22 protein-coding genes are annotated in these 23,885 nt (G+C 31.4%); 9 read left to right on the forward strand and 13 right to left on the reverse strand.

Annotated features, from left to right (window positions below):
- Positions 1 to 66 precede the first annotated feature (66 nt).
- Positions 67 to 2,025 carry a DNA primase gene (dnaG, locus tag Q4Q39_RS13680; RefSeq protein ID WP_303283074.1) on the forward strand — a complete coding sequence of 653 codons (1,959 nt, stop codon included), beginning with the start codon at positions 67 to 69 and terminating at the stop codon, positions 2,023 to 2,025.
- Here the strand turns inward: dnaG and Q4Q39_RS13685 are convergent.
- The gene (locus tag Q4Q39_RS13685) at positions 2,020 to 2,652 is read right to left on the reverse strand and encodes a response regulator (RefSeq protein ID WP_303283075.1); all 633 of its coding nucleotides are present in this window, start codon (positions 2,650 to 2,652) and stop codon (positions 2,020 to 2,022) included. The genes dnaG and Q4Q39_RS13685 overlap by 6 nt on opposite strands.
- 98 nt (positions 2,653 to 2,750) lie before the next feature.
- Positions 2,751 to 3,539 carry an NAD(+) synthase gene (nadE, locus tag Q4Q39_RS13690; protein WP_303283076.1) on the reverse strand — a complete coding sequence of 263 codons (789 nt, stop codon included), beginning with the start codon at positions 3,537 to 3,539 and terminating at the stop codon, positions 2,751 to 2,753.
- Positions 3,540 to 3,775: 236 nt separating this feature from the next.
- Between nadE and gldB the strand changes: the two genes are divergently transcribed.
- The gene (gldB, locus tag Q4Q39_RS13695) at positions 3,776 to 4,738 is read left to right on the forward strand and encodes a gliding motility lipoprotein GldB (protein ID WP_303283077.1); all 963 of its coding nucleotides are present in this window, start codon (positions 3,776 to 3,778) and stop codon (positions 4,736 to 4,738) included.
- Positions 4,738 to 5,073: a gliding motility protein GldC gene (gldC, locus tag Q4Q39_RS13700; protein WP_303283078.1), complete on the forward strand. Its 336-nt coding sequence runs from the start codon at positions 4,738 to 4,740 to the stop codon at positions 5,071 to 5,073. Before gldB ends, gldC begins: the two co-directional genes overlap by 1 nt.
- A gap of 44 nt (positions 5,074 to 5,117) precedes the next feature.
- Here gldC and Q4Q39_RS13705 read toward each other — a convergent pair whose 3' ends face one another.
- From Q4Q39_RS13705 to Q4Q39_RS13745, 9 genes are all read right to left on the reverse strand, one after another.
- Positions 5,118 to 5,951: a carboxylesterase family protein gene (locus Q4Q39_RS13705; protein ID WP_303283079.1), complete on the reverse strand. Its 834-nt coding sequence runs from the start codon at positions 5,949 to 5,951 to the stop codon at positions 5,118 to 5,120.
- A 117-nt stretch (positions 5,952 to 6,068) separates the two neighbouring features.
- Positions 6,069 to 6,695, reverse strand: a complete 627-nt coding sequence (gene def / locus Q4Q39_RS13710) for a peptide deformylase (protein ID WP_303283080.1) — start codon at positions 6,693 to 6,695, stop codon at positions 6,069 to 6,071.
- A 31-nt stretch (positions 6,696 to 6,726) separates the two neighbouring features.
- Entirely contained in the window at positions 6,727 to 8,004 is a 1,278-nt protein-coding gene (gene rodA / locus Q4Q39_RS13715; RefSeq protein WP_303283081.1) for a rod shape-determining protein RodA, read from the reverse strand.
- Between the two features lie 5 nt (positions 8,005 to 8,009).
- Positions 8,010 to 9,941, reverse strand: coding sequence for a penicillin-binding protein 2 (gene mrdA, locus Q4Q39_RS13720; RefSeq protein ID WP_303283082.1), 1,932 nt, complete (start codon positions 9,939 to 9,941; stop codon positions 8,010 to 8,012).
- Positions 9,938 to 10,444: a rod shape-determining protein MreD gene (gene mreD, locus Q4Q39_RS13725; RefSeq protein ID WP_303283083.1), complete on the reverse strand. Its 507-nt coding sequence runs from the start codon at positions 10,442 to 10,444 to the stop codon at positions 9,938 to 9,940. The genes mrdA and mreD overlap by 4 nt, the downstream gene beginning before the upstream one ends.
- The gene (mreC, locus tag Q4Q39_RS13730; protein ID WP_303283084.1) at positions 10,437 to 11,243 is read right to left on the reverse strand and encodes a rod shape-determining protein MreC; all 807 of its coding nucleotides are present in this window, start codon (positions 11,241 to 11,243) and stop codon (positions 10,437 to 10,439) included. The genes mreD and mreC overlap by 8 nt, the downstream gene beginning before the upstream one ends.
- Before the next feature lie 16 nt (positions 11,244 to 11,259).
- The gene (locus Q4Q39_RS13735; RefSeq protein ID WP_135877250.1) at positions 11,260 to 12,288 is read right to left on the reverse strand and encodes a rod shape-determining protein; all 1,029 of its coding nucleotides are present in this window, start codon (positions 12,286 to 12,288) and stop codon (positions 11,260 to 11,262) included.
- Between the two features lie 165 nt (positions 12,289 to 12,453).
- Complete coding sequence (purH, locus tag Q4Q39_RS13740) at positions 12,454 to 13,986, reverse strand: bifunctional phosphoribosylaminoimidazolecarboxamide formyltransferase/IMP cyclohydrolase (protein ID WP_303283085.1); 1,533 nt, start codon at positions 13,984 to 13,986, stop codon at positions 12,454 to 12,456.
- Between the two features lie 266 nt (positions 13,987 to 14,252).
- The gene (locus Q4Q39_RS13745) at positions 14,253 to 14,711 is read right to left on the reverse strand and encodes a GAF domain-containing protein (protein WP_303283086.1); all 459 of its coding nucleotides are present in this window, start codon (positions 14,709 to 14,711) and stop codon (positions 14,253 to 14,255) included.
- A 94-nt stretch (positions 14,712 to 14,805) separates the two neighbouring features.
- Here Q4Q39_RS13745 and xrtF point away from each other — a divergent pair, with 94 nt between their 5' ends.
- The 6 genes from xrtF to Q4Q39_RS13775 all read left to right on the forward strand — a co-directional run bounded on the left by xrtF (position 14,806) and on the right by Q4Q39_RS13775 (position 19,759).
- Positions 14,806 to 15,357 (forward strand): exosortase family protein XrtF, encoded by a 552-nt coding sequence (gene xrtF, locus Q4Q39_RS13750; RefSeq protein WP_303283087.1) that lies wholly within the window; start codon positions 14,806 to 14,808, stop codon positions 15,355 to 15,357.
- The gene (locus Q4Q39_RS13755; protein ID WP_303283088.1) at positions 15,350 to 15,778 is read left to right on the forward strand and encodes an exosortase F system-associated membrane protein; all 429 of its coding nucleotides are present in this window, start codon (positions 15,350 to 15,352) and stop codon (positions 15,776 to 15,778) included. The genes xrtF and Q4Q39_RS13755 overlap by 8 nt, the downstream gene beginning before the upstream one ends.
- Positions 15,779 to 15,835: 57 nt before the next feature.
- A complete protein-coding gene (locus tag Q4Q39_RS13760; protein ID WP_303283089.1) occupies positions 15,836 to 16,246 on the forward strand; it encodes an HYC_CC_PP family protein in 411 nt (136 codons plus the stop codon).
- 85 nt (positions 16,247 to 16,331) lie between these two features.
- Positions 16,332 to 17,048: a heavy-metal-associated domain-containing protein gene (locus tag Q4Q39_RS13765; protein WP_303283090.1), complete on the forward strand. Its 717-nt coding sequence runs from the start codon at positions 16,332 to 16,334 to the stop codon at positions 17,046 to 17,048.
- Positions 17,049 to 19,286, forward strand: coding sequence for a TonB-dependent receptor plug domain-containing protein (locus Q4Q39_RS13770; RefSeq protein WP_303283091.1), 2,238 nt, complete (start codon positions 17,049 to 17,051; stop codon positions 19,284 to 19,286).
- 80 nt (positions 19,287 to 19,366) lie between these two features.
- Positions 19,367 to 19,759, forward strand: a complete 393-nt coding sequence (locus Q4Q39_RS13775) for a heavy-metal-associated domain-containing protein (RefSeq protein WP_303283092.1) — start codon at positions 19,367 to 19,369, stop codon at positions 19,757 to 19,759.
- A gap of 133 nt (positions 19,760 to 19,892) precedes the next feature.
- Here the strand turns inward: Q4Q39_RS13775 and Q4Q39_RS13780 are convergent, their stop codons facing one another.
- Positions 19,893 to 20,291: a hypothetical protein gene (locus Q4Q39_RS13780; protein WP_303283093.1), complete on the reverse strand. Its 399-nt coding sequence runs from the start codon at positions 20,289 to 20,291 to the stop codon at positions 19,893 to 19,895.
- Between the two features lie 23 nt (positions 20,292 to 20,314).
- A complete protein-coding gene (locus Q4Q39_RS13785; protein WP_303283094.1) occupies positions 20,315 to 23,881 on the reverse strand; it encodes a CHAT domain-containing tetratricopeptide repeat protein in 3,567 nt (1,188 codons plus the stop codon).
- Between the last annotated feature and the right edge of the window lie 4 nt (positions 23,882 to 23,885).

Below are 23,885 nucleotides of genomic sequence, written 5' to 3' on the forward strand. Positions count from 1 at the left end.
TTCCTCATACAAGGAATTTATTTTCAATTTAAAAGATTCCTGCTTTCGCAGGAATGACAGAACAGTTTGATATCAGCAACAACTATAGACCAAGTATTTGAAGCTTCTCGTGTAGAGGAAGTTATTGGCGATTTTGTAAACCTTAAAAAAGCAGGAACTAATTTTAAGGGTTTAAGCCCTTTTAGTGATGAGCGTTCACCAAGTTTTATGGTGTCGCCTGTAAAGCAAATATGGAAAGATTTTTCAACAGGAAAAGGAGGGACTGCTGTATCCTTTTTAATGGAACACGAGCATTTTACTTATCCTGAGGCCATAAAATATCTTGCTAAAAAGTATAATATTGAAATAGAGGAGACCGAACAGTCTAACGAGCAAAAAGAACAAGCAAACGAACGTGAAAGTTTGTATTTAGTGAGTGAGTTTGCAAATACATATTTTCAAAAAATACTACATAAAACTGATCAAGGAAAATCAATTGGATTAAGTTATTTTAAAGAACGTGGATTTACTCAAGAAACTATTGAGAAATTTGATTTAGGGTATTCGCTTGACGAGTGGCAAGCCTTTACAGATGAGGCTCTAAAGCAAGGCTATAATATTGACTATTTAGAAAAGACAGGGCTTACCATTGTAAAGGACGCTAAACGTTTTGATAGGTTTAAAGGACGTGTTATGTTTCCTATTAAAAGTATGAGCGGCCGTGTTTTAGGGTTTGGTGGTCGTATATTAACGAATGATAAGAAAGCTGCTAAATATTTAAACTCCCCAGAAAGTGATATTTACCATAAAAGTAACGTGCTATATGGTATTTATCATGCTAAACAAGGTATTGCTAAACAAGATAACTGTTATTTAGTTGAAGGATATACAGATGTTATTCAATTTCATCAAACGGGTGTGAAAAATGTCGTCTCTTCATCAGGAACCGCATTAACATCTGAGCAAATTAGACTTATAAATAGGCTGACAAAAAATATCACCGTGCTTTTTGATGGTGATGCAGCAGGTATGCGTGCTTCGTTGCGAGGTATAGACCTTATTCTAGAGCAAGGTATGAATGTGAAAGTTTGTACCTTCCCAGAAGGCGAAGATCCAGATAGTTTTGCAAAACAAAACACCCTAGAAGAACTTACTTTTTATTTGGATGAGAATGCAAAAGATTTTATTCAATTTAAAGCATCTGTTTTATTTGAAGAATCAAAGAATGACCCTATTAAAAAAGCAGATACGGTTAGAGATATTGTAAATAGTATTTCTAAAATTCCTGATCAAATAAAAAAGGAAATCTATATTCAAGAATGTGCCAGAATAATGGACATTAGTGAGGAAGTTCTATTTACTACATTGGCTCAAATTAATAAAAAGGAGTCACAAGAAGAAAATAAACAGTTTAAAAAAGATCAAAAAGCATTTGAAGTTATAAAACATCAAGAACCTGTTGAAAAGGTTGATGTGCAGTACGTTTTGGAACGAAAGATTATTGAAGTCTTATTGCTCTATGGTAATAAAGTTGAAGATTTTGAGGATTTGGTTTTAAAAGAAAATGATAAAGGTGAATTAATTTTAGAACCAGTAATTCATCAAGCGAAGGTCTTCGAAAAAATATTTCTAGACCTTCAAGATGATGAAATGGAATTTTCTAATGCGCAATTTAAAAGTCTATATTATAGTATTATAGATGCACTGAATCAGAATCCGCATTTTGAGCTTAAATCGTTTATAAATACAGTTGATAACCAGACATCTAGTGAAATTACATCTATTTTAATGGAAGATGAACGTTATGCATTAGATGACTGGAATCGTATGAATATTTTTCCTAAAGAAAAAACACAAAGTATCGCACAATTGGTTAGTGAAACAATTTTAAGCTTAAGATGCTTTTTAATAGACCAAAAAGTAAAGGAATTTCAACAAGAAACATTACAAAGAAAAAACGATGTAAATAGAAATATTCTTGAAGAAGTCAAAGACTATTCTGGATTAAAAATGCTACTCTCTAGAAAATTAAATCGTGTGTTATAGTAATTGTTCGCTAAGTTTAGCTTGATTAACTAAATCAACTAAGTTAGTAACTTTTAACTTACGCATTAATCTTGCTTTGTAAGTACTAACCGTTTTTTCGTTAATGTCTAGCTCTTTAGAGATTTCTTTGTTTTTTCTACCAACCGTTAGCAGTTTTAAAACTTCAGCTTCTCTAGTTGAAAGTTTCTTGTAAAAAGTACCACTTTTGTTAACTCTATTTCCAAATGCTAATTGTTGAGTTAATTCATTGCTTAAATGAATTCCTCCGTCATGCACTTTCAAGATAGCCTCGTTGATACTTATAACATTAACTGATTTATTTAAAAAACCAGATGCACCAGCTTTAATGGCGTTTATGGCATAGACTTCTTCCGGTTGACCACTGAAAATAATGGTTTTAATGTCGGGATAGTCGTTTTTTAAATAACGTAAAACAGTTAACCCATTTAATTTTGGGAAGTCTGCTTCGGTTAAAATAATGTCTACAGGATTTTTTTTAATGAATTCTAAGATGGCTTCACCATCTTCTACACTTCCCACAATTTTGATATTGGGAGATGCCGAAAAAAGAACTTCTAACCCTTTTCTTGTGATTGGGTGATTGTCCGCTATTAATAATTTTATCATAATAAAAGCTTTTATAATATTTAGTTAGAGATTAGTATTATAATTGAGAGAGTAAGCTTGCCGTAAATGTAGTGTTTTTTTTAATAACCTACAAAATCCTACATTAAATAGTTGGGAATGTTGCAGATAGGTATAGGAATCATCTTATGCTTATTAGCTGTGTTAAAACGCTTGTAAATTTTAAAAACATCTAATTCTCTACCAGAAAAATCATTTGCGTTTTTGCCTTCATCGTCCATTTTCATTGCCCATTCGAGTTCTGGGTAAGATGCTCCTATTTGGTCTTCGTCACTTCTGGTATCACCAAATAATCCATCACTTGGAGCAGCCTGCATAATAGACTCTGGTACTTGTAAATAGTCTCCTATTTTATAAACTTCAGATTTTACCAAATCGGCAATTGGGCTTAAATCAACACCACCATCACCATATTTAGTGTAAAAACCAACACCAAAGTCTTCAACTTTATTTCCTGTACCAGCAACTAGCAGTTTATAAAGTCCTGCATAATAATAGAGTGTCGTCATACGTAATCGTGCTCGCGTATTTGCTAAAGCCATATCTATTGTTGCTTGGTCACCATCAAAAAAGACTTCGGTTTTAAATTCTTCGAAAACTGGAGTTAAATTGGTACGTGTATCACTTACATTGTCAAATCGATTTTTTAGCTGTGCTATATGTTCTTGCGCTCTGGTTACATGACTTTCTGCTTGGTGAATTGGCATTTCTATGCATAGCACATTTAAACCTGTTTTTGCACATAATGTAGAGGTTACTGCAGAATCAATACCGCCAGAAATACCAATTACGAAACCATTAACACCTGCATTTGTTGCGTAATCTTTTAACCAGTTAACAATATAATCTACAACTTTTTCTGTTTGCATATTAAATGAATTTAAATTTAATATCAATTAAATTATAAAATAGCTTAAACCAACTTGTTCATTTTTCATTTTATAACTTTTACTATGAAAATTAATCGTAACATCATAAAATAAAAAAAAGCAACGTCGTTTCTTATATGTTATTTCATAATCAAATTGATATAAGAATAGTACCTTTGCAAACAAAAATAAACGAATCACTCAATTAATAAAAATTTATGTCGTTTAAGTTTTATATGAAGAATTTATTATTATGTTTAATACCAATAATGGTAGCCATTTCTTGTAAAGATAATAATGCTTTAGAAAATGAAATAGCTAATATAAGTACTGATATTAAGGTAGAACGTTTTGATTTATTATTTGCAAATGCCACCCAAGAAAGTTTACCAGAACTGAAGAAGGCATATCCTTTTATGTTTTCAGAAAAATATAAAGATTCATTTTGGATTGCTAAAACACAAGATACGTTACAAATAGCATTATTTAATGCTGTTGAAAAGGAATTTAAAGATTTCGATGAAACGGAGTTGGAGATAGAATCTTTATTTAATCATTTAAGATATTATTTTCCTGAGTTTACACCCCCACGAGTTATTACGACCACGAGTAATGTAGATTATAGAAATCGAGTTATAATTACTGATACTATTGCAATATTGGCTTTGGATACATATTTAGGAGGTGAGCATGAATTTTATAGTAGTATACCAAAGTATGTAAGTGAGAATTTAAAGAAAGAGCAAATTACAGTTGATTTGGCCGAGGAGTATGCTAAAAAATATATATATCAAGGGCAAAATAAAACGTTGTTAGACGAAATGATATATTTTGGAAAACTGCTCTATTTTAAAGATGTAGTTGTTCCTTTTAAAACTGATGCTGAACGTATTGGGTATTCTCAAGAACAATTAGATTGGGCTATTGCTAACGAAAGTTATATTTGGCGATATTTTGTAGAGCGTGAGTTATTATTTAGTACAGACTCTAAACTACTTGGTCGATTTATAAACCCAGCGCCTTTTTCTAAGTTTTATCTAGAAGAGATAGATACAGATTCTCCTGGTCGTTTAGGTCAATATACAGGTTGGCAAATTGTACGAGCTTATATGGCGCAAAATAAGTTGTCCTTAAAAGATATGTTAATTACAAGTGCCGACGATATTTTTAATAATTCAAAATTTAAACCGCGTAAATAATGTCTGAAAAAATGACTTCTAAGATAGAATTGAATGTAGAGCTTGATGCTAATAGGGTGCCAGAGAAATTATATTGGACAGCACAGGATGGAGGTATTACTAATGAAGAAGCAAAAGCGATGATGCTTGCCGTTTGGGATTCTAAGGTACAAGAAACACTTCGTATCGATTTATGGACAAAAGATATGCCTGTAGATGAAATGAAAGTGTTTTTCCATCAAACATTAGTTGCTATGAGTGATACTTTTAACAGAGCGACTCAAGATGAAAAAATGACTGCAACTATGAAGGATTTTTGCGATTATTTTGCTGAAAAACTGGAGATTAAAAAGTAATAAATTAACCTTCCATTGTTTCTACAAGTTATGTTTGAAAAGATTTATTTTTCAAACATAAACATCCAATCATAAATGGTTGTATTAAAAGCATCGTATGTATTGCTTTCATCTCCCATTCCACTTCCGTTGTAGGTTCTAGCCCAAGAGTTATGTTTAACACCCGGATATATTGTTAATTTTGCAGGTGTGTTAGGGTTCGCTGTATTAATGGCGTTTACCATATCAATTGACTTGTTATGTGACACTACATTATCATTATCGCCATGAAATGCCCAAACAGGAATCGTTGTGAATTTATCCCCAGAATTTTTGCTCCCTCCGCCTGCAATAGGAACAATTGCAGCTGTATAAGCCTCTGATCCATATCTAGAAATATAATTGAAACTTCCAAAACCACCAAGGCTTAAACCTGTAAGATAGATGCGTTTTGTGTTTACTTTATAATTAGCAATTAAGTAGGCTATAAAATCATGAATATCTTCTGGATTCCAATTTCCAGAAGGTAATTGAGGAGAAGCAACTAGCATTGGATATTTAGGAGACCACTCGTTTTTTGCTATGAGTTTAGGTGGTCCGTTTACTAGTACTTTATTTAAAATATCTGGATTTGTTTCGCTATTACCTCGTTCTCCAGAACCGTGTAAAAAAATTAATAATGGATATTCGAAAGAATCACTATTGTAATCACTCGGAGTATAAATATAATGTCCAAATTTAGCATTAGTGTTGTCAAGAGTATATGCTTTATGAGCGCCTCCTAAGTCCTTAGGTAAGGATTCTAAATCATTTTGATTTTCTTCAGGAATAGTGTCGTCATTATTACAACTTAAAAATAAAAATGGTGATATAATCAATAGGTTCAGTAGCGTTTTCATAAGTAGGTATGTTGGTTTGATTCATTTTATATACGTAATAACAACTGTTTTGGGTCTAGTTATCAATTAAAGTGTTAATTATTTGTGTTTAAACGGATAAAACTAAAAGAGCGAATTTTAACTTTTAGTCTCTCGAATCTCTTTATTTAGGTGGTCTAAATATAGAATACCATTTAAATGATCTATTTCATGCTGGAAAATAACCGATGTAAAACCCTTGATAATTTCAGTTTTGTGCTCACCTTTCATGGTGTCATATTCAATGGTTATAGATTCAGCTCTATTGTTTAAGGCATCTGTTCGGTTTGGGATAGATAGACAGCCTTCTTTAGAAGTTTGTTTGTCTTCAGAATATTTAATAATCTTTGGGTTTAGATAGACTTCAAAAGGAAAATATTCCTTGTCAAAACGTTGCACCCAAATAATATTTTTTAAAATACCTACTTGAGGTGCCGCGATACCAACGCCCATAGATATGCTATCTCTAACTGTGGTGTGTAGTCTTTTCACAAAAAGCAGCAGTATCTTATCGTTTGGATCTGGTTTTATGTAACTACTTTTTGTTCTTAGTAAAAGGGAGTCTTGTTTATTCGTTATTTTATAAACCCTCATGGGTGTAAAACTATCCGCACTATTAACAAGTTTCGTTTCATTAGAAGAAAAGGAGTTTCCTCTAATGTATTTGGTGCTAGAGCATCCGATAACTAATGAGAGAAAAAAGATTGTAAGAATTAATTTTTTCATAAAAGAGAAATAATAAAATGTCGATTATCGACTACCACTCATTAATTCTATTAGAATCTAATTTAATAAAGATAAAAATTAAAATGGTAAACGCCCAAAGTCCAGACCCACCGTAACTAAATAGGGGTAGTGGAATCCCTATGGTTGGAATTAACCCCATGACCATACCAATATTGATTAGGAAGTGAATAAATATAATAGAAGCCACTCCATACCCATAAACTCTGCTGAATTGCGATTTTTGTAATTCTGCTAAATGTAGAATGCGTAATAAGAGTAACACAAATAATACAACGACAAAGGAACAACCTAAGAATCCCCATTCTTCGCCTACAGTGCTAAAAATATAATCGGTATGTTGTTCTGGTACAAATTTCCCAGTTGTTCTAGTACCTTCCATAAATCCTTTTCCTGTAAAACCACCTGAGCTGATTGCTTTTTCAGATTCATTCAGGTTATAGGCAAACGTTTTTTTCATCTGTTGTAATTTAACAGGATCTTTTTCTAACCGTAACCATAAACTTATTCTATCCTGCTGATGTGGTGGTATCACATTTTGATAAAATAACTTTACAGCAAAAGATAATCCTATAGCAAGTAATAAAGCTAATAAGGCTTTAAAAAATGAAAATTGTTTTCTGTTTTTAAAGTGATACCCAAAAATTAGTACAGCACCAATTATTGAAGCGGTTATAGCTCCAAATTTTAAAGCTAGCACGGATAGTATGATGACCGATATGCCTATAGAAAGGTAGTATTTTGGTAATCCTTCTCTATATAATACAAAAAAGAAGGCTCCGTAAACAATTGTACTCCCAGTGTCATTTTGTAATAGTACTAAAATAGCGGGAATGATAATAATTATAAAAGTTTGTATTTGATCTTTGAAACTATTAATGTTTGTATTTAAATCACTAATATGCTTTGCTACAGCAAGTGCGGTTGCCGTTTTTGCAAATTCGCTTGGTTGTAGTGTCATGCCTCCAATAGCATACCATGATGTTGCTCCGTTTACATTTTTTCCGAAGACGAAAAGCCCAACAAGGGACAGCATGGAGACTATGTATATAATACTTGAAAAGCGTTCGTAAAACTTAGCATCAATACCAAGCAAGAGGATAATTAAAACAAATGTTAAAAAAATAAATACGAGTTGTTTTCCGTAAGAATGCGATAAATCGAAATAATCTATGTCGCCTCCAGTATGAGAAGCCGATAATATATTAAGCCACCCAAATCCAACTAGCAATAAAAAAAGGATAATAGTAGTCCAATCAAATTTAAAATGTTTGTTAGTGTCCCTAACCATCTAATTTATGGGTTTTGTAATTTTTTTAATCGTCTTTTAAGTCGTTTGTATTCAGAGTCATCAACAAGCTGTAACCTGGTTTGTTTGTTTATTTTAAAAGGTTCTCCAGAATAGGGTTTTGCATATTCATTTTCTAAACTATGTTTTAAAATCCATTCTTCTAAATCCTTTCTAGTAATATCGCCCTTAATATGTTGCTCAATTATCAAACTAGCAATTTTTCCAGCAAAACGACTTCCCCAATACCCATTTTCAACAAATACAGCAATGGCTATTTTGGGATCATTTTTAGGAGCAAAAGCAACAAAAATGGAATGGTCTGTAAGTTGTGTTTTTAAACTATCTACAATAGCAAAATTTTCTACAGTACCTGTTTTACCACAAATATCGATATCTTTTACTTGCAATGACGCCGCAGTTCCTTTTTTATAAACCTGCAACATACCTTCAATAACAGGTTCAAAATGGGTTTTATCAATAGTGGTATACTTAGCTTTAGTAAACTCTTCAGGAAGTATTTTATCCTCAATAGATTTAATAATATGCGGGGTGTAGTAATAGCCTCTATTGGCTATGGCAGCAACCATATTGGCTAACTGAATTGGGGTGGTAGCAACTTCACCTTGTCCAATCGCATTAGATATCGTATAGGTTGAATAAAATGTTTTTGGATAAGCATGCTTGTAATAAGCTCTATTAGGAATACGACCTTTTTCACCAACAAATAAATCATTATTTAAATAATTACCTAAACCAAAACTTTTAACATGATTGCTCCAGGTGTCGATACCAGTTGAAGCGTTACCGTTTTTATCTAAAATTTTTCTGTAAGTGGTTGCGAAATAGGCGTTACAAGATTCTTGTATCCCAGAAATTAGATTATTGCGCTTACCTATATAGCAGTGGCATTTCATAAATCGATTGCCGTATTTATAACCTGCATAGCAGGTAACAGTCTCATTTGGAGTGATAACGCCTTCTTGTAAACCAATTAAAGCATTCATCAGTTTAAAAGGAGAACCAGGCTCGTAAACACCTTTTAGACTTCTGTTAAAAAGTGGTTTGGCTATAGAATCCCAAATAAGATTGCTGAAATTTTTGGAACGCTCCCTTCCTACTAATAGATTGGGGTCGTAAGTTGGCGCTGCCACCATAGTTAATATTTCTCCTGAAGAAGGATCGATAGCTATAACCCCACCACGCTTATTTTGCATTAGCAATTCACCATAAGCTTGTAGTTTTGAATCAATAGTTATTGTAATATCTTTTCCTTGTTTTGGAATGGTATCAAATTTTCCTTCTTTATAAGCCCCAATGTTTCTATTAAACCGATCTTTTTGAATAAACTTGATGCCTTTTACACCTCGAAGAACTTTTTCATAAGTTGCTTCAACACCTTGTTTACCTTTTAAATCTCCCATTTTGTAATAGGGATCTTTTTTCAAGTCGCTGGTGTTTACTTCTCCAATGTCACCCAAAACATTAGCACCAATACTTCTTTGATAATGTCTCAGGGATCTTTTCTGAATATAAAAACCTTTAAATTTTCGCATTTTTTCCTGTAAAGCTGCATAATCTTCTTTAGATAAATGCGATAGAAAAACAGATGCTAATCTAGGAGAATAGCGCCTTGCTTTATTATATGTTTTTATAAATTGTTCCTTATCTATTTTTAATAATGAACAAAACTCAAGGGTGTCTAATGGTTCTACTTCTCGAGGAATTACCATCACATCATAAGATGGTTGATTGGCTACTAAAAGCACACCATTTCTATCGTAAATAAACCCTCGTTTCGGATAATCATATACCTTTCTAATAGCGTTGTCATCAAATAAATCATACTCATTTGAAGTATATATCTGAAGATAGAAGAGTCTAGATAAAAATAAAAGACCAACAAATATTATAGAAATGAAAAGTAAAAATTGTCTCATTTAGATTTTCTACTAAAAATAATAGTTATTATAATACTTAATAAAATAGTGAATATACCTGAGAATAACGTTTTTTGAACTACTAAAATTATTTTTGGTAGACTAAATATTTCTAATGAAAATAAAATAATATGGTGTAGAGCTACTAGTAAGGCGATATAGGTGATTTTCGATCCAAATTCTACGGCAGCAAATTTTATATTATGATGTTCATACATAGTACCAAAAGAAAACTTTAGAATTACAGGTCTTACATAAGCTATAAATACGCAAGCAGCTGCATGAATGCCACCAGAATCTAAAAACATGTCAATAATTAATCCCAATAAGAATCCTGATAAAATTATAATGGCACGATTACTTTTTACTGGGAAAAAAGCAATAAATAAAATGTATGGATATGGGTTTATATAACCTAAAAAGTTAATGTTATTAAAAATTAAAACCTGTATTAATACTAATACAATAAAACGGACGCTATTTACAGAAAGTAAATTATTCATTTAGTAAATTAGTAATCTCAGGTTTATTAATGTTTTCTATAATATAAACATGCTCTAAATTGGTCATGTCATTAAAAAGCTTCACATTAATCTCATAATAATTCTCTGCATCATCAAGTTTATAGTTTTCAACAGTACCTATATTGATGTCTTTTGGAAATATAGAAGAACGTCCAGACGTGACAATCGTGTCGCCAACTAGAATCTTAGCTATTTTTGGGATGTCTGTAAGCTGAACAATAGCAGGGTTTTTAGCATCCCATTTTAAGTCACCGTAATGATTTGTTTTTTTTAATTGCGCACTTATAGAAATAGTTGTATTTAAAATAGATATTACGGTTGCGTAATTACCACTTGTTTTATCAATAATGCCAACGATTCCTTGAGTTGTTATAACACCAAAATCTTGCTTTATACTATCGTTAGTGCCTTTGTTAATTAAAAGCATATTATCTGTTGCAGAGTAGTTGTTTTTAATAATCTGCGCATTAGAAAAATAGTACGGTTTATTAAGACTATCTATATTTTTTGTCTCTATGGTGTTTTTTGTATTATATAGCAGCGATTTTAAACGCTTATTTTCTTCAGACAAAAGTCTGTTTTGTGATTTTAAATTTAAATACTCACTAAAATGGTTTGCAGTATTGTAGATACCTCCAGTTAAAAAGTTAGCGGAGTTAATAAACTTACTTTTGTGATAAGAATGTGATTGAATTGTAAACAAGATTGAAATAGAGAACAACAATAAGAACAACAGAAAGTTTTTGTTTCTTATTATGAAATTAATAATCTGCTGCATGATTTAATGGGTGTCTCTATTTTATCAATACACTTTTGTATTTAGGTAAATTTTTAAGTGTAATACCAGTACCTCTTACTACAGCACGTAATGGATCTTCTGCAATGTAAACAGGAAGATCTGTTTTTTGAGATAAGCGCTTGTCTAAACCTCGTAGCATAGAACCACCCCCTGCTAAATAAATTCCTGTATTGTATATGTCTGCAGCTAATTCTGGAGGTGTTTGAGATAACGTTTCCATAACGGCATCTTCAATTCTTAAGATTGATTTATCTAATGCTTTAGCTATTTCCCTATGCGAAATAGATACTTGTTTAGGCTTACCAGTTAATAAATCACGTCCTTGAACGCTCATATCTTCTGGTGGTAATTCTAAATCTTCGGTAGCTGCACCTATTTGTATTTTTATTTTTTCAGCAGTGCGTTCTCCAACATATAAATTATGTTGTGTACGCATGTAATAAACAATATCGTTTGTGAAAACATCACCCGCAATCTTAACCGATTTATCACATACAATACCACCAAGAGCTATAACAGCAATTTCTGTAGTACCGCCTCCTATATCTACAACCATATTTCCTTTAGGTTGCATAATGTCTACACCAATACCAATAGCCGCCGCCATGGGCTCATGTATTAAATAAACTTCTTTACCATTAACACGTTCTGCACTTTCTTTTACCGCACGCATTTCTACTTCGGTAATTCCAGAAGGAATACAGATGACCATACGAAGTGCTGGAGTGAAAAATTTCTTTTTTAAAGCAGGTATGTTTTTAATAAACATACTTATCATTTGCTCAGACGCATCAAAATCTGCAATTACACCATCTTTTAACGGGCGAATTGTTTTGATGTTTTCATGCGTTTTACCTTGCATTAAACTGGCTTCCTGACCTACATGAGTTATTTTCCCTGTAACTCTATCTCGTGCAACTATAGAAGGTGAATCAACAACAACCTTGTCGTTATGGATAATAAGCGTGTTTGCAGTTCCTAAATCTATTGCAATTTCTTCGGTTAAGAAGTCAAAAAAGCCCATGTGCTATTAAAAATTTTAAGTGGTTTAAAAAACGAATCCCGTAAATGTAATAAAAGTTAATAAATATATGGGTTTTAAGTATCTCCAAATTTTATTAAAAAAAATAGGATAATCTAGTTATACGCTTTTTGTTGGTTTTTGGATGACTAAAGTAGTCTGTATTTTTTAATGTTTAAAATGACGTGTTCCTGTAAACACCATAGCTAGATCATTTTCATTACAATAATCAATGCTTAATTGATCTTTTATAGAACCACCTGGTTGTATAACAGCAGTAACACCAGCATTTTTAGCGATTTCAACACAATCAGGGAAAGGGAAAAAAGCATCACTCGCCATAGCAGCACCATTTAAGTCAAAATTAAATGAGTTTGCTTTGTGAATAGCTTGTTCCAGAGCGTCAACACGACTTGTTTGTCCTGTGCCACTGGCACATAATTGCTTGTTTTTTGCTAATACGATGGTATTGGATTTTGTGTGTTTACAAATTTTTGAAGCAAATATTAAATCTTCTAATTCACTATCACTAGGATTAGAATTTGTAACATTTGTTAAACCTTCAATGGTATCGGTAATTTCGTTTCTATCTTGAAGTAACACACCATTTAAGCAACTCCTAACATTCATTTTCGGTAATTCTATATCGTGTAATGTTAGTATGATTCTATTCTTTTTACCTTGAAGTATGGTTAAAGCTTCCGCAGAGAAAGAAGGCGCGATAATAACCTCGCAGAATAACTTATGAATGTCGCCTGCAGTAGCAACATCAATTTCAGTATTACTAATTAAAACACCTCCAAAGGCTGAAACCGGGTCTCCAGCTAAAGCATCTGTATAAGCTTGGTGTAATGTGTCACGCTGAGCCAAACCGCAAGCATTATTATGTTTTAGAATAGCAAATGTAGGCGCATCGTTTTTAAACTCTGTCATTAAGTTTACAGCAGCATCCACATCTAAAAGATTATTATAACTTAATTCTTTACCGTGTAATTTTGTAAATAACTCGTCAAAGTTTCCAAAGAAAAAGCCTCTTTGGTGAGGGTTTTCTCCATAACGCAACACTTTGCCTTTAGTTTCACTAATTTTTAAAGCAGCTTCATCATGGTTTTTGTTGAAGTAATTAAAAATAGCAGTGTCGTAATGAGAAGAGACATTAAAAGCCTTACCAGCAAAACGTTTTCTATTTTCTTCTGAAATAACGCCATTGTTTTCAGATATCAAATCTAAAAATTCAGCATAATCATCTACCGACGATACACAAATAACATCTGCATAGTTTTTAGCAGCTGCACGAATTAATGAAATACCACCTATGTCTATTTTTTCAATAATATCTTGCGTACTAGCACCAGATGCTACTGTTTTTTCAAACGGATATAAATCAACAATAACCACATCAATTTGAGGAATTTCATATTCAGCTAATTCAGCTACATCACCATCATGACTTTGTCTGTTTAAAATACCTCCAAAAACTTTAGGGTGTAATGTTTTTACACGACCACCTAGAATAGAGGGGTAAGAGGTTACATCTTCAACAGGAACAACATCTACACCTAAATCGTTTATAAATTTTTGAGTACCACCAGTAGAATAAATAGTAACACCTTGTTCATTTAATTTTTTTACAATAGGTTCTAATCCATTTTTACTAAATACCGAAATTAATGCAGATTTAATTGTTTTTTCGTTGCTCATTAGTTGTTGTATTATGGTTTTTAATTCCTGCTTTACAGGGTTGAAATTTTTGCTGTTTTTCAATGTTTTACATTGAAATTTGTTATAAAATGCAAAAGTAATTATTTCAACTAAAAAACGAGCTCAAGATTGCTTAAAAAGAGCCTATTTTTTCAACTAAAAGAGTAAGTTGTTAACACTCATGTGAAATTCTAAAGAAAATAAGCTCTAAATACTAAATTAAGATTTCAATTTAACGTTGAAATTTTGAATTTTAATACTATAGTTTACGGAAGAATTGTTGCTACTTTAGCACAAACAAATTCTAAAAAACGTTCATCTGTTTCTGTAAAAGGGTCTGGAGTATTAGAATCAATATCTATTTGACCAATGTTTTCACCATTTACAAAAATTGGAATAACAATTTCAGCTTTAACAGTAATACTGCAAGCTATATAATTATCTTGAGCAGCTACATCGGGTACTACAAAATTTTCATTGCTAACAGCAACCTGTCCGCAAATGCCTTTACCAAAAGGAATTACAGTATGGTCTGTAGGAGTTCCTACATAAGGGCCTAAATGTAATTCTTCTTTATCACCGTTTCTAAAATAAAACCCCACCCAATTATAATAATCTATATGGGTTTCAAGTAGCTCACAAATATTTAAAAGACGTTCCTCTACTGTTTTTTCTGTATTTGAAACAATAGTTTCTACTTGTAGTTTTAGGTTTTCAAAAATCATAACTTCAAAAGTTTTGGCAAAAGTATTTAAAAAGGTGTAATTTCGATATCTGGTTTCACATAAATTTAACCGAATAAAATCAGATAGGCCTTTTTTGAAAGCACTTTTTATAAAATACAAATCAGTTATAAAGTTTATCCTTACTTTTTTATTAGTTTATATCTCCTTTTCTGTGATTTATAAATTGTATTTGGATGCTTCTGAGGGTTCAAAATATTATCCCGATTACATGACGTATTTGGTATCTGTGCAAAGCGAAGCATTATTAAATACGTTTGGGTACGATGCTAAAGTGTTACCTGATTTAAGTAAGCCTTTTATGAAGCTTAGCGTAAATGGTAAGTATGTTGCGCGCGTTATTGAAGGGTGTAATTCTATAAGTGTTGTTATTCTATTTATGTCATTCATTATAGCCTTTTCAGGGAAATTAAAAACAACATTTTTTTATATCCTTTCTGGTAGTGTTTTGATTTATGTAGTTAATTTGATTCGCATTGTGATAATCTCTATTGGATTATATCATTACCCAGAGGAGCAAGACATTTTACATGCTGTTGTTTTTCCTGGAATTATCTACGGAATGGTTTTTTTACTATGGATTTTTTGGGTGAATCGTTTTTCTAAACTACGTAAGAAAGATGACTAAATGGATTAAATATATAGTACTGTTTGTCTTATTTGGATTGTTGGTTTTAATTCGGGGTTTTGAGAATGAATTATTTTACGATCCTTATTTAACCTTTTTTCAAAACGACTATTTGTATATAGATAGTCCAAGACGTGAAGTTTTTAAATTGGTCAGTTTTACTACTCTGCGATTTTTAATAAATAGTGTTATTTCATTGGGTATTTTATATGTGTTTTTTAAAGATAAGAGCATCATTAAGTTCTCAATAGCTATTTATTTTGTTGCTTATATTGTTTTGTTGTTAGTCTATTTGTATTTCGTTATAAACCCTAAACAAGAAGACTACTATCTGTTTTTTAACGTGCGTCGTTTTTTAATTCAACCCATCATTTTAATTTTATTGTTACCTGCTTTTTATTATCATAAACTTAAAGAGTAAGTGTTAATCATTTAATAAAAAAATATTTTCAATTTCAATTTTTTGTATTTTTGTTATGTGATAAAACTATTATATAAGGGTTTTTCGATGCTTTTGGCGTTGCTGGTTTTGTTTTCAACAGTATCTTTTACTATTGAAAAGCATTTTTGTGGCGATGTTTTAGTCGATATTTCCATTTTTACAGAAGCGGATAAGTGCGCTATGGAAGCTTATGAGATTGCTTTAGAAAAAGTCACAAAAAAACCATGTTGTAAAGATGTTGTTGATGTTATTGAAGGTCAAAACAAATTGAAATTTTCTTCGTTTGAAGATTTAGATTTTGAGAAGCAGCAAATCATTGCATCTTATGCATATACTTATATTAATCTTTTTGAGGAACTACCTAAATTAACAATTCCTCATAAAAACTATTCTCCCCCTAATTTGGTCACCGACATACAAGTGTTAGACCAAGTCTTTTTAATTTGATTTATTGTCATTCCTGCCTTCGCAGGAATCTTATTTATTTTTCGGGAATGACAATCAAAATTATTTAATCAAATTATTTTTCAAAATGACACATACATATGCAATTACGGGTATGACCTGTAATGGATGCAGAACTTCAGTAGAAGATAAACTGAATACCGTTAGCGGTGTTTTAAATGCTACAGTAGATTTAGAAAAAGCAGAAGCACTTATAGAAATGTCAAATTTTATTTCGATAAGTGCATTTCAAAAAGCATTATCAGACAAGTATTCAATTTCAGAAAAGAATATCTTCACGCCAAGTGAGATAAAAGAAAAAAAATCCGAGTTAAAACAGTTATTTCCATTGTTTTTAATTTTCGGATACATTACGATCGCGTCTATCTTGATAAATTATAGACCTTGGAATGGAACAGGTTTTATGCTCGATTTCATGGGGCTTTTCTATATCGTTTTTAGTTTTTTTAAACTTTTAGATTTAAAAGGTTTTCCGGAATCTTTCGAAATGTATGACCCATTAGCTAAAGTGATGCCTGTTTATAGTTGGGTGTATCCATTTATTGAATTAGCATTAGGCATCATGTTTTTAATGCGTATTCAAATCCCGATAGCCTTAATAATTACATTGGCTATTTTAGGAATAACAACTATAGGAGTTACAAAAACGCTTTTAAATAAGAAAACGATTTCATGTGCTTGTTTAGGAACCGCTTTAAAACTCCCCATGACTAAAGCAACGTTTATTGAAAATAGCATCATGATTGTTATGGCAATTATCATGCTCATTAAGACCTGCAATTAAATGAAAGACATAATATATATAGTATTAATACTTCCTATGGTGATGTTGTCTCAAAATAAAATTAGTGGGATCATCATGGAAGCAAATGAAAAAAACGAACCCATAGGCTTGCCAGGAGCTAATGTATACTGGTTAAATACGTCTGTTGGAACTGTAACAGATATAGATGGGAAGTTTAGTATCCCTTACGAAAAAGGTTATGCACAATTATTAATTAGCTATGTAGGGTTTAAAACCGACACCATAACAGTTACCAATACTAAGATGATAAAACATTGGTTACAGCCAACAGATAATTTAGATGCAGTTACCATAAAATCCAGAAAACAAGCAACATCAAAATCATATTTACAAGCTGCTAATGTATTTACAGTGAGTAGTGATGAATTGTTAAAAGCGGCATGTTGTAATCTCTCTGAGAGTTTTGAAACCAACCCGTCTATTGATGTGAATTTCGCTGATGCCGTTACGGGAACACGGCAAATTAAAATGTTAGGACTTAATAGTCCGTATATTTTAATTGCTACCGAAAACATACCATCAATACGTGGTGCTTCACAAGCTTTTGGGCTGACTTTTATACCTGGAACTTGGGTGGAAAGCATTCAAATAACAAAAGGAGCCGGTAGTGTTGTAAACGGTTACGAAAGTATAGCAGGACAAATAAATGCTGAGTTGGTAAAACCAACTACTGATGATAAGCTATTCGTGAATTTGTATGGAGCAAGCAATGAGCGATTAGAGTTGAATACGCATATAAATACTAAAGTAAGTGATAAATGGCATACAGGTTTGTATTTACATGGTAATACCCATAATAAAGAACACGATGTTAACGATGATGGATTTATGGACATGCCCAAATATCATCAAATTAATATTATGAATCGTTGGCAGTATACCAATGCCGAAAAAGGTTTTGTGAGTTTTATAAATCTGAAATTTTTAAATGATGAAAAACAAACAGGGCAACTTGATTTTAATCCGGATACAGATAAACTAACAACCAACGCTTGGGGAAGTGAAATTGATACAAGACGTTATGAGGTGTCGGCTAAATTAGGCTATGTGAATCCAGAAATTCCATACCAAAGTTTAGGAGTTCAAACAGCTTTTAGTAGTCATAAACAAGATTCTTATTTTGGTTTAAATATGTATGATATTACTCATAACAGTTTGTATGCCAATGCTATTTATAATTCTATAATTAGTGATTCCAGACATAAAATAAAAACGGGAATTAGCTATACTTACGATCATTATGATGAATTTGTCAATACCACAGCGTATGAAAGAACAGAAAGATCTGTAGGGGCATTTTTTGAATACAATTATGATAACTTAGACAAACTGAATGTCACAGCAGGTCTTCGCGTTGATGATCATAATTTACTAGGCACATTTGTAACACCTCGGGTACATGCTCGCTATACCCCTTGGGAGAAATCGGCATTACGAGCATCTTTTGGACGCGGAAAACGTAGTGCTAATATTTTTGCTGAAAATCAACAGTTATTTTCAACCTCAAGAAATATTAACATTGTAAATACGAATGGAACTATTTATGGGTTAGATCCAGAGATTGCATGGAATTACGGTGTGTCTTATTTACAAGGTTTTAATCTTTTTGGAAGAAAAGCAGATATGACTTTAGACTTTTATAAAACGGATTTTAAAAACCAAGTGGTGGTTGATTATGAAAACCCATTAGAAGTGAGTTTTTATAATTTAGAAGGTGATAGTTACGCAAATAGTTTTCAAGCGGAACTTAATTATAATGCATTTGAGAATTTCGATTTGCGAATGGCTTATAAGTATTATGACGTTAAAACAGATTATAATTCTGGTAAATTATCAAAACCATTAGTACCAACCCACCGTTTATTTGCAAATGCGTCTTACGAGACTCATAAGCAAGATAATGGTCAACACTGGAAATTTGATGCAACATATAATTGGTTGGGGAAGCAGCGCTTTTCGTCAACAGAAACGAATCCTGTACAGTATCAATTACCAGACAAAACACCAACATTGGCAACATTAAATGCACAAGTAACCAAAGTGTTTTCTCTAAAATTTGAAGTATATTTAGGAGGTGAAAATATTACCAATGTGAGACAAAATAACCCTATTTTAGGAGGAGATGACCCTTTTGGTTCAAATTTTGATACCACATTTGTATATGGACCCATTTTTGGTAGTATGTATTATGCAGGATTGCGATTTAAATTCCTGTGAAGGCAGGAATCCACTTTATAATAATTAGGTTTCAATTTAAAAGATTCCTGCCTTCGCAGGAATGACAAAAAATATAAATTATGAAAAAAATAATAACAGTAATAATCGTATTAATAACAACAGTATCATTTTCCCAAAACAAAAATGCCAGAGCATCGATGGAGGTTGATGGTGTTTGTTTAATGTGTAAAACCCGTATTGAAAAAGCAAGTTTAAACACTAAAGGAGTTAAGTCGGCAGTATGGAATGTAAAAACTCATGAATTGAAACTGATTTATGACGAACGTAAAACGGATGTAAAAACCATACAAAAAAGTATTCTGGCTGTTGGGCATGATACTAAAGAAGTGAAAGCAACAGATGAAGCTTATGCTACGGTACACCCTTGCTGTAGATACCGGGATGAAGCTGTTAAAGACGATCATAAAGAAGGTGAAAATGAGAGGGAAGGTGATGATCATAATAATCATTAGATTTTTGTATGAGTCGTTCAAAAATAAGTCGACAAATTTTTAAATAAAATTAAACCTGTGAAGTCTGTTTTACAGGTTTTTTACTGTCAATATAGAAGAAGATTCTCTAAAAAATAATCAGTGAAATTTATGGTTATGTAAATGACTCTAATTCTTTTAGTTTTATATACTCAATTAAATCAATTTTTTTAAGAGTTACATTGGTGGTATTATCGATTGTAATATTAATATATGAGTGGTCTAACGAAAGACTTCCTATAAAATCCTCATTCCCCAAAGTAAATTTTATCTGATAATTTTCATCTAATTGATATTTACTTATAATGATTCCAGAGTCAGTTACTTCATTGTCCATTAATTTTAGGGACTTTCCTAAACCCAAAATAATTTGTCTATTAATATCTCTACCCGGTAAAAAAATAGATTTTAAATTAAATTCTTTAGTATAAAAACGAAACAATCGAGTTATAATGTTAAAGGAGTCGTCTTCATACTCCATAAAATAGATACCATCTAATCTTAATAATGACATAGGTTTTGTTATTTTTTAATATATTATCTTAAGTATTTATTAGCTAAACTCTCTACTATAGTTTCTAGTTCATTTTGAAATTCGCATTGAAAACCTGCATTAATAAAAGCATTTGCATTTATAATGAATTGCCTTTCTATACTGTATGGTAATTGCAATTTTTCTATGAAGAACAAAGAAAAAGCTATAGTGGAATAATTGTAATAGGCTTCTTCTGACTTTAAATTTTTATATAACGTATTAGCTATTAATAATGAGCAAAGCATTTTTCTAGACAAAAGTGTGTTTTTGAGGTTTAAATCTATATTACCTTGATTTAACCTATTATTAATTTTATCATTGTGTAGCTCATAATATTCCATAGACTTCTTAATATTCCCCTGTTTTCCATAATCTATTCCTAAAGCCGTGTATAAGGGAAGTTCAATTTTTAAATCTTCCATTTCCGATGCTAGCAATAGTTGCTGTTCTCTGTAGCTAATGGCTTGTTTAGGTTGTTGGATTTTAGAAGAACAAGTAGCCATCATATTGTAAAGTTGATATAGATCAATAAGATGTTTTTCCGTGTAAAATTCACGTGCTTTAAAAAAAAACTTTAAAGCTTTTTTATAAAGAGCAGCATTGAACATATTTTTACTTTCCATATATTCTCCTTCTAATAAATAAACATGACCCATATATGTATTAGCTTCGGCTTGAGAGAAGTGATCTGAAGCCAATATGGCAAGATGCATGACTTGATTAAAGATAGTCTTAGCGTATACAAATTTATGCTTCTGCATATATATTATTCCTTGCTTCTTTAATGCACTAATTTCTATAGTTTCGTTATGATTCAAGGTGCTTTCTGCTAATGTTTTTTCTGCATAATATAAAGATTTATTATGTTTATTGTTTTCTATATAAAACGCTAAAAGGTTATCCATTATTTCTGGGAAATCAACCTTAAGATCGATCATTATTTTGTAAGCCTTTAATAACCTCTTTTCTGCTTCTTCAGATTTATTTATATGTCTTAAGGCATTTGCAGAATCTGACAATATGGCCAACTCCAACATTGAAACTTCTTCAATTTTTAACGCGTTTTTTTTGAGCTCTTTTAAAGCTTTATCATATTTGTCAGATGCTTTTTTAAATAAACCTTTATCAGTATAAGCATTGCCTTCTAAATGATATGAGTTAATTATGTCTAATACACCTTTTTCATCTATTGCTTTTTGTTTATATTTTGTGCTGATATAATCAGCATCATTTTGAAGGCCTTTTCTTTGATAAGCTTGAAATAATAGCTCTAAAACTTCTGTTGGAGTTTGGTCTTGGATTATCTGAAAAACTGTTTTTCCAATTCTAATAACATCATCAGGGCTACTATTAATATTATATTCATGACATAATTTTTTTCCAGCAGATACAATTCCAGATTTGTCATGTATGTTTGCATACAAATAAAATGCTTCATTTAAATAGTTAATATAGGTGTTGTTATGGATTCTTTTAAAGCTATCATGCCTTTCGTCAAAGAATGATAATAAATAGTCTGCTACGGCTTTTTTATCAAAGAAATCTTCCACTTCAAGAAATTGTGAATTAGATAATAGAGGGTGGGTTCTGTAGAGTTTTTCTCCTCTACCTATATCATCTGTTTCTATAAGGTTTAATGCAACTAATTTTTTTAAATGAATATCCGTTTCTTTGTCTTTTAAATTTTTAGGTATTAATATTTTTTTTCCTACTGACGTTTTATGAATAGAAGCGGTTTTTATGATTTTTTGTAAGGGTTTGTCAAAGCGTTTTAAATAAGATAGAATGTAATACCCTTCTTTTTTATCATGTACCTCATATAAATAAAGCGCCATTCTTATGGTATCAGCTTGTTCATCAAGAAAACTTTGTTCACTATCATAAAAGTCGATTTCTTTCATGCTTTTAGATAATAAATATTCAAAAATCATGTATAACTCTATAATACCTCCAAAAGAGCCTGTTGTGAATAAGGCTTTAATAATCAAGTAAAGAGGGTGATTGCTGAAAATGGAGCTTAAAGTTCTGGATGGTAATATTTTGTTTATATATTCTCCCAAAAAGCTTTTTTTGAAAATGAAAAAGAGCTGGGGTATTGAAATATCCCGGAATTTAATAATTTGAAAAATATCATTAACAATTGGAAAGCGAGTTATTAAAAAGATATTAATATTTTCAATCTGTTTAACTAAATCTAAAACTTCGTTAGATAATACAAAGGAGTTATTATTTACAATAACTAAATCGTCTATCTGATCAATAACAATAAGTAAACGGTGCTCTTGAGCATATGTAGTAAGATCTTTTTTTATTTCAAGAATAGGCTTCTCAATAAGTATAGATGCTTTTTCTTTAAGATCGTTAAGAGTACATTTATTTCCTGCAAAGTGTAATATTTTTAAGTCAGGAACAAATGCTTTATGATTTTGTAATATATAATTAATACATACAGATTTTCCTAGCCCCTTATGTCCAGAAATATTAATTTTTGCATTACCTTTTAAAATTAAGTTGGATAATTCTCTTATTTCATTTCTATGTAAAAATGGAAAGTATTTTTTTGAACCAAAAAAATATTTATGGTCATTATTTTTTATAGTAGTTTTATTTTCATACCCTACCAATTTTTCAATATGTTTTTGAAGAAATAATTGAGACTCCAGCCATGAAACTCTTCCGTTTTTGGGTCTTTGCTTAAATTTTTTTAATGAATTCACACTGAATTTATACGCATCAAGAAGGTCGTATTTTCTTGATAAATGATAGGCTAGCATACTGCAAAAGAATGTAGCATTTTCTTGTTCAATAGCATTAGAAAAACTAATCACCGCAGAGATATTATTATCTAATAAAAGATTGGTAACACCCTCAAAACCTACTTTTCCAAGTGCTGTATTACATGATGATAATATAACCAATTGCGGTAATGTTATAGCATGTTTAACTATACTGTCAACAAAATTTTGACCAGAAATTTCGTCTTCATGGCCAACTAAAGGGGTTTCGAAGAAAAGTGTGGTTTCGCCATTTTTGTAGCTTCCGTGACCACTATAGTAAATAATGTCAAAATGTTCTTTTTGCAATATGTTTTCTAAGGATACTAATGATCCGTCGTCTGTTATTTTTAAATTAACGCCATTATTTAAAAATCTAGACAATAGTGTGTGTGATTCATGTTTAATGTCTAATGAGCTTTGTCCAAAAGGACTAGAAAAAATCATCAGAACATTGAGTTTAGAACTCTTTTTTGGTGGAGCATATTTATTAATTGGCTTATTTCCTTTTGATATTCCTATTAATGGATATTGATCAAAATAAAATTGCCATGGTAATGCTAAAACAGCATTGTTATCTGAAATAAGATGCAACAATACATGGGTTTCTTGAGCAATTTTTAAAATACGCTGTAACTGTAAATCCTCTGAAAAGAAGACTTCCATTTGCTGAAGAAGTTTTTGAGAAAAAACTTCTTCAGGTGTTTCTCCCATTTTAAAATTATCTATTATATGATGAAAGCTTTCTAGCTGTATATCTTTTTTGATATGATAATTAAAAAGGGTTCTTTTCATGATG

Source organism: Flavivirga amylovorans, assembly GCF_030540875.1.
GTDB classification, from domain to species: Bacteria; Bacteroidota; Bacteroidia; order Flavobacteriales; family Flavobacteriaceae; genus Flavivirga; species Flavivirga amylovorans.

What these genes read in the sequence shown, in the direction of transcription:
- Q4Q39_RS13775 (WP_303283092.1), top strand. Translation starts at nt 19,367, where the DNA reads ATGAAAAAAATAATAACAGTAATAATCGTATTAATAACAACAGTATCA.
- mreC (WP_303283084.1), bottom strand. Translation starts at nt 11,243, where the DNA reads ATGCAGCAGATTATTAATTTCATAATAAGAAACAAAAACTTTCTGTTG.
- rodA (WP_303283081.1), bottom strand. Translation starts at nt 8,004, where the DNA reads ATGGTTAGGGACACTAACAAACATTTTAAATTTGATTGGACTACTATT.
- Q4Q39_RS13705 (WP_303283079.1), bottom strand. Translation starts at nt 5,951, where the DNA reads ATGAAAACGCTACTGAACCTATTGATTATATCACCATTTTTATTTTTA.
- Q4Q39_RS13755 (WP_303283088.1), top strand. Translation starts at nt 15,350, where the DNA reads ATGACTAAATGGATTAAATATATAGTACTGTTTGTCTTATTTGGATTG.
- nadE (WP_303283076.1), bottom strand. Translation starts at nt 3,539, where the DNA reads ATGCAAACAGAAAAAGTTGTAGATTATATTGTTAACTGGTTAAAAGAT.
- Q4Q39_RS13785 (WP_303283094.1), bottom strand. Translation starts at nt 23,881, where the DNA reads ATGAAAAGAACCCTTTTTAATTATCATATCAAAAAAGATATACAGCTA.
- def (WP_303283080.1), bottom strand. Translation starts at nt 6,695, where the DNA reads ATGAAAAAATTAATTCTTACAATCTTTTTTCTCTCATTAGTTATCGGA.
- mreD (WP_303283083.1), bottom strand. Translation starts at nt 10,444, where the DNA reads ATGAATAATTTACTTTCTGTAAATAGCGTCCGTTTTATTGTATTAGTA.
- Q4Q39_RS13685 (WP_303283075.1), bottom strand. Translation starts at nt 2,652, where the DNA reads ATGATAAAATTATTAATAGCGGACAATCACCCAATCACAAGAAAAGGG.
- Q4Q39_RS13770 (WP_303283091.1), top strand. Translation starts at nt 17,049, where the DNA reads ATGAAAGACATAATATATATAGTATTAATACTTCCTATGGTGATGTTG.
- gldC (WP_303283078.1), top strand. Translation starts at nt 4,738, where the DNA reads ATGTCTGAAAAAATGACTTCTAAGATAGAATTGAATGTAGAGCTTGAT.
- Q4Q39_RS13780 (WP_303283093.1), bottom strand. Translation starts at nt 20,291, where the DNA reads ATGTCATTATTAAGATTAGATGGTATCTATTTTATGGAGTATGAAGAC.
- Q4Q39_RS13745 (WP_303283086.1), bottom strand. Translation starts at nt 14,711, where the DNA reads ATGATTTTTGAAAACCTAAAACTACAAGTAGAAACTATTGTTTCAAAT.
- Q4Q39_RS13765 (WP_303283090.1), top strand. Translation starts at nt 16,332, where the DNA reads ATGACACATACATATGCAATTACGGGTATGACCTGTAATGGATGCAGA.
- purH (WP_303283085.1), bottom strand. Translation starts at nt 13,986, where the DNA reads ATGAGCAACGAAAAAACAATTAAATCTGCATTAATTTCGGTATTTAGT.
- gldB (WP_303283077.1), top strand. Translation starts at nt 3,776, where the DNA reads ATGAAGAATTTATTATTATGTTTAATACCAATAATGGTAGCCATTTCT.
- Q4Q39_RS13735 (WP_135877250.1), bottom strand. Translation starts at nt 12,288, where the DNA reads ATGGGCTTTTTTGACTTCTTAACCGAAGAAATTGCAATAGATTTAGGA.
- mrdA (WP_303283082.1), bottom strand. Translation starts at nt 9,941, where the DNA reads ATGAGACAATTTTTACTTTTCATTTCTATAATATTTGTTGGTCTTTTA.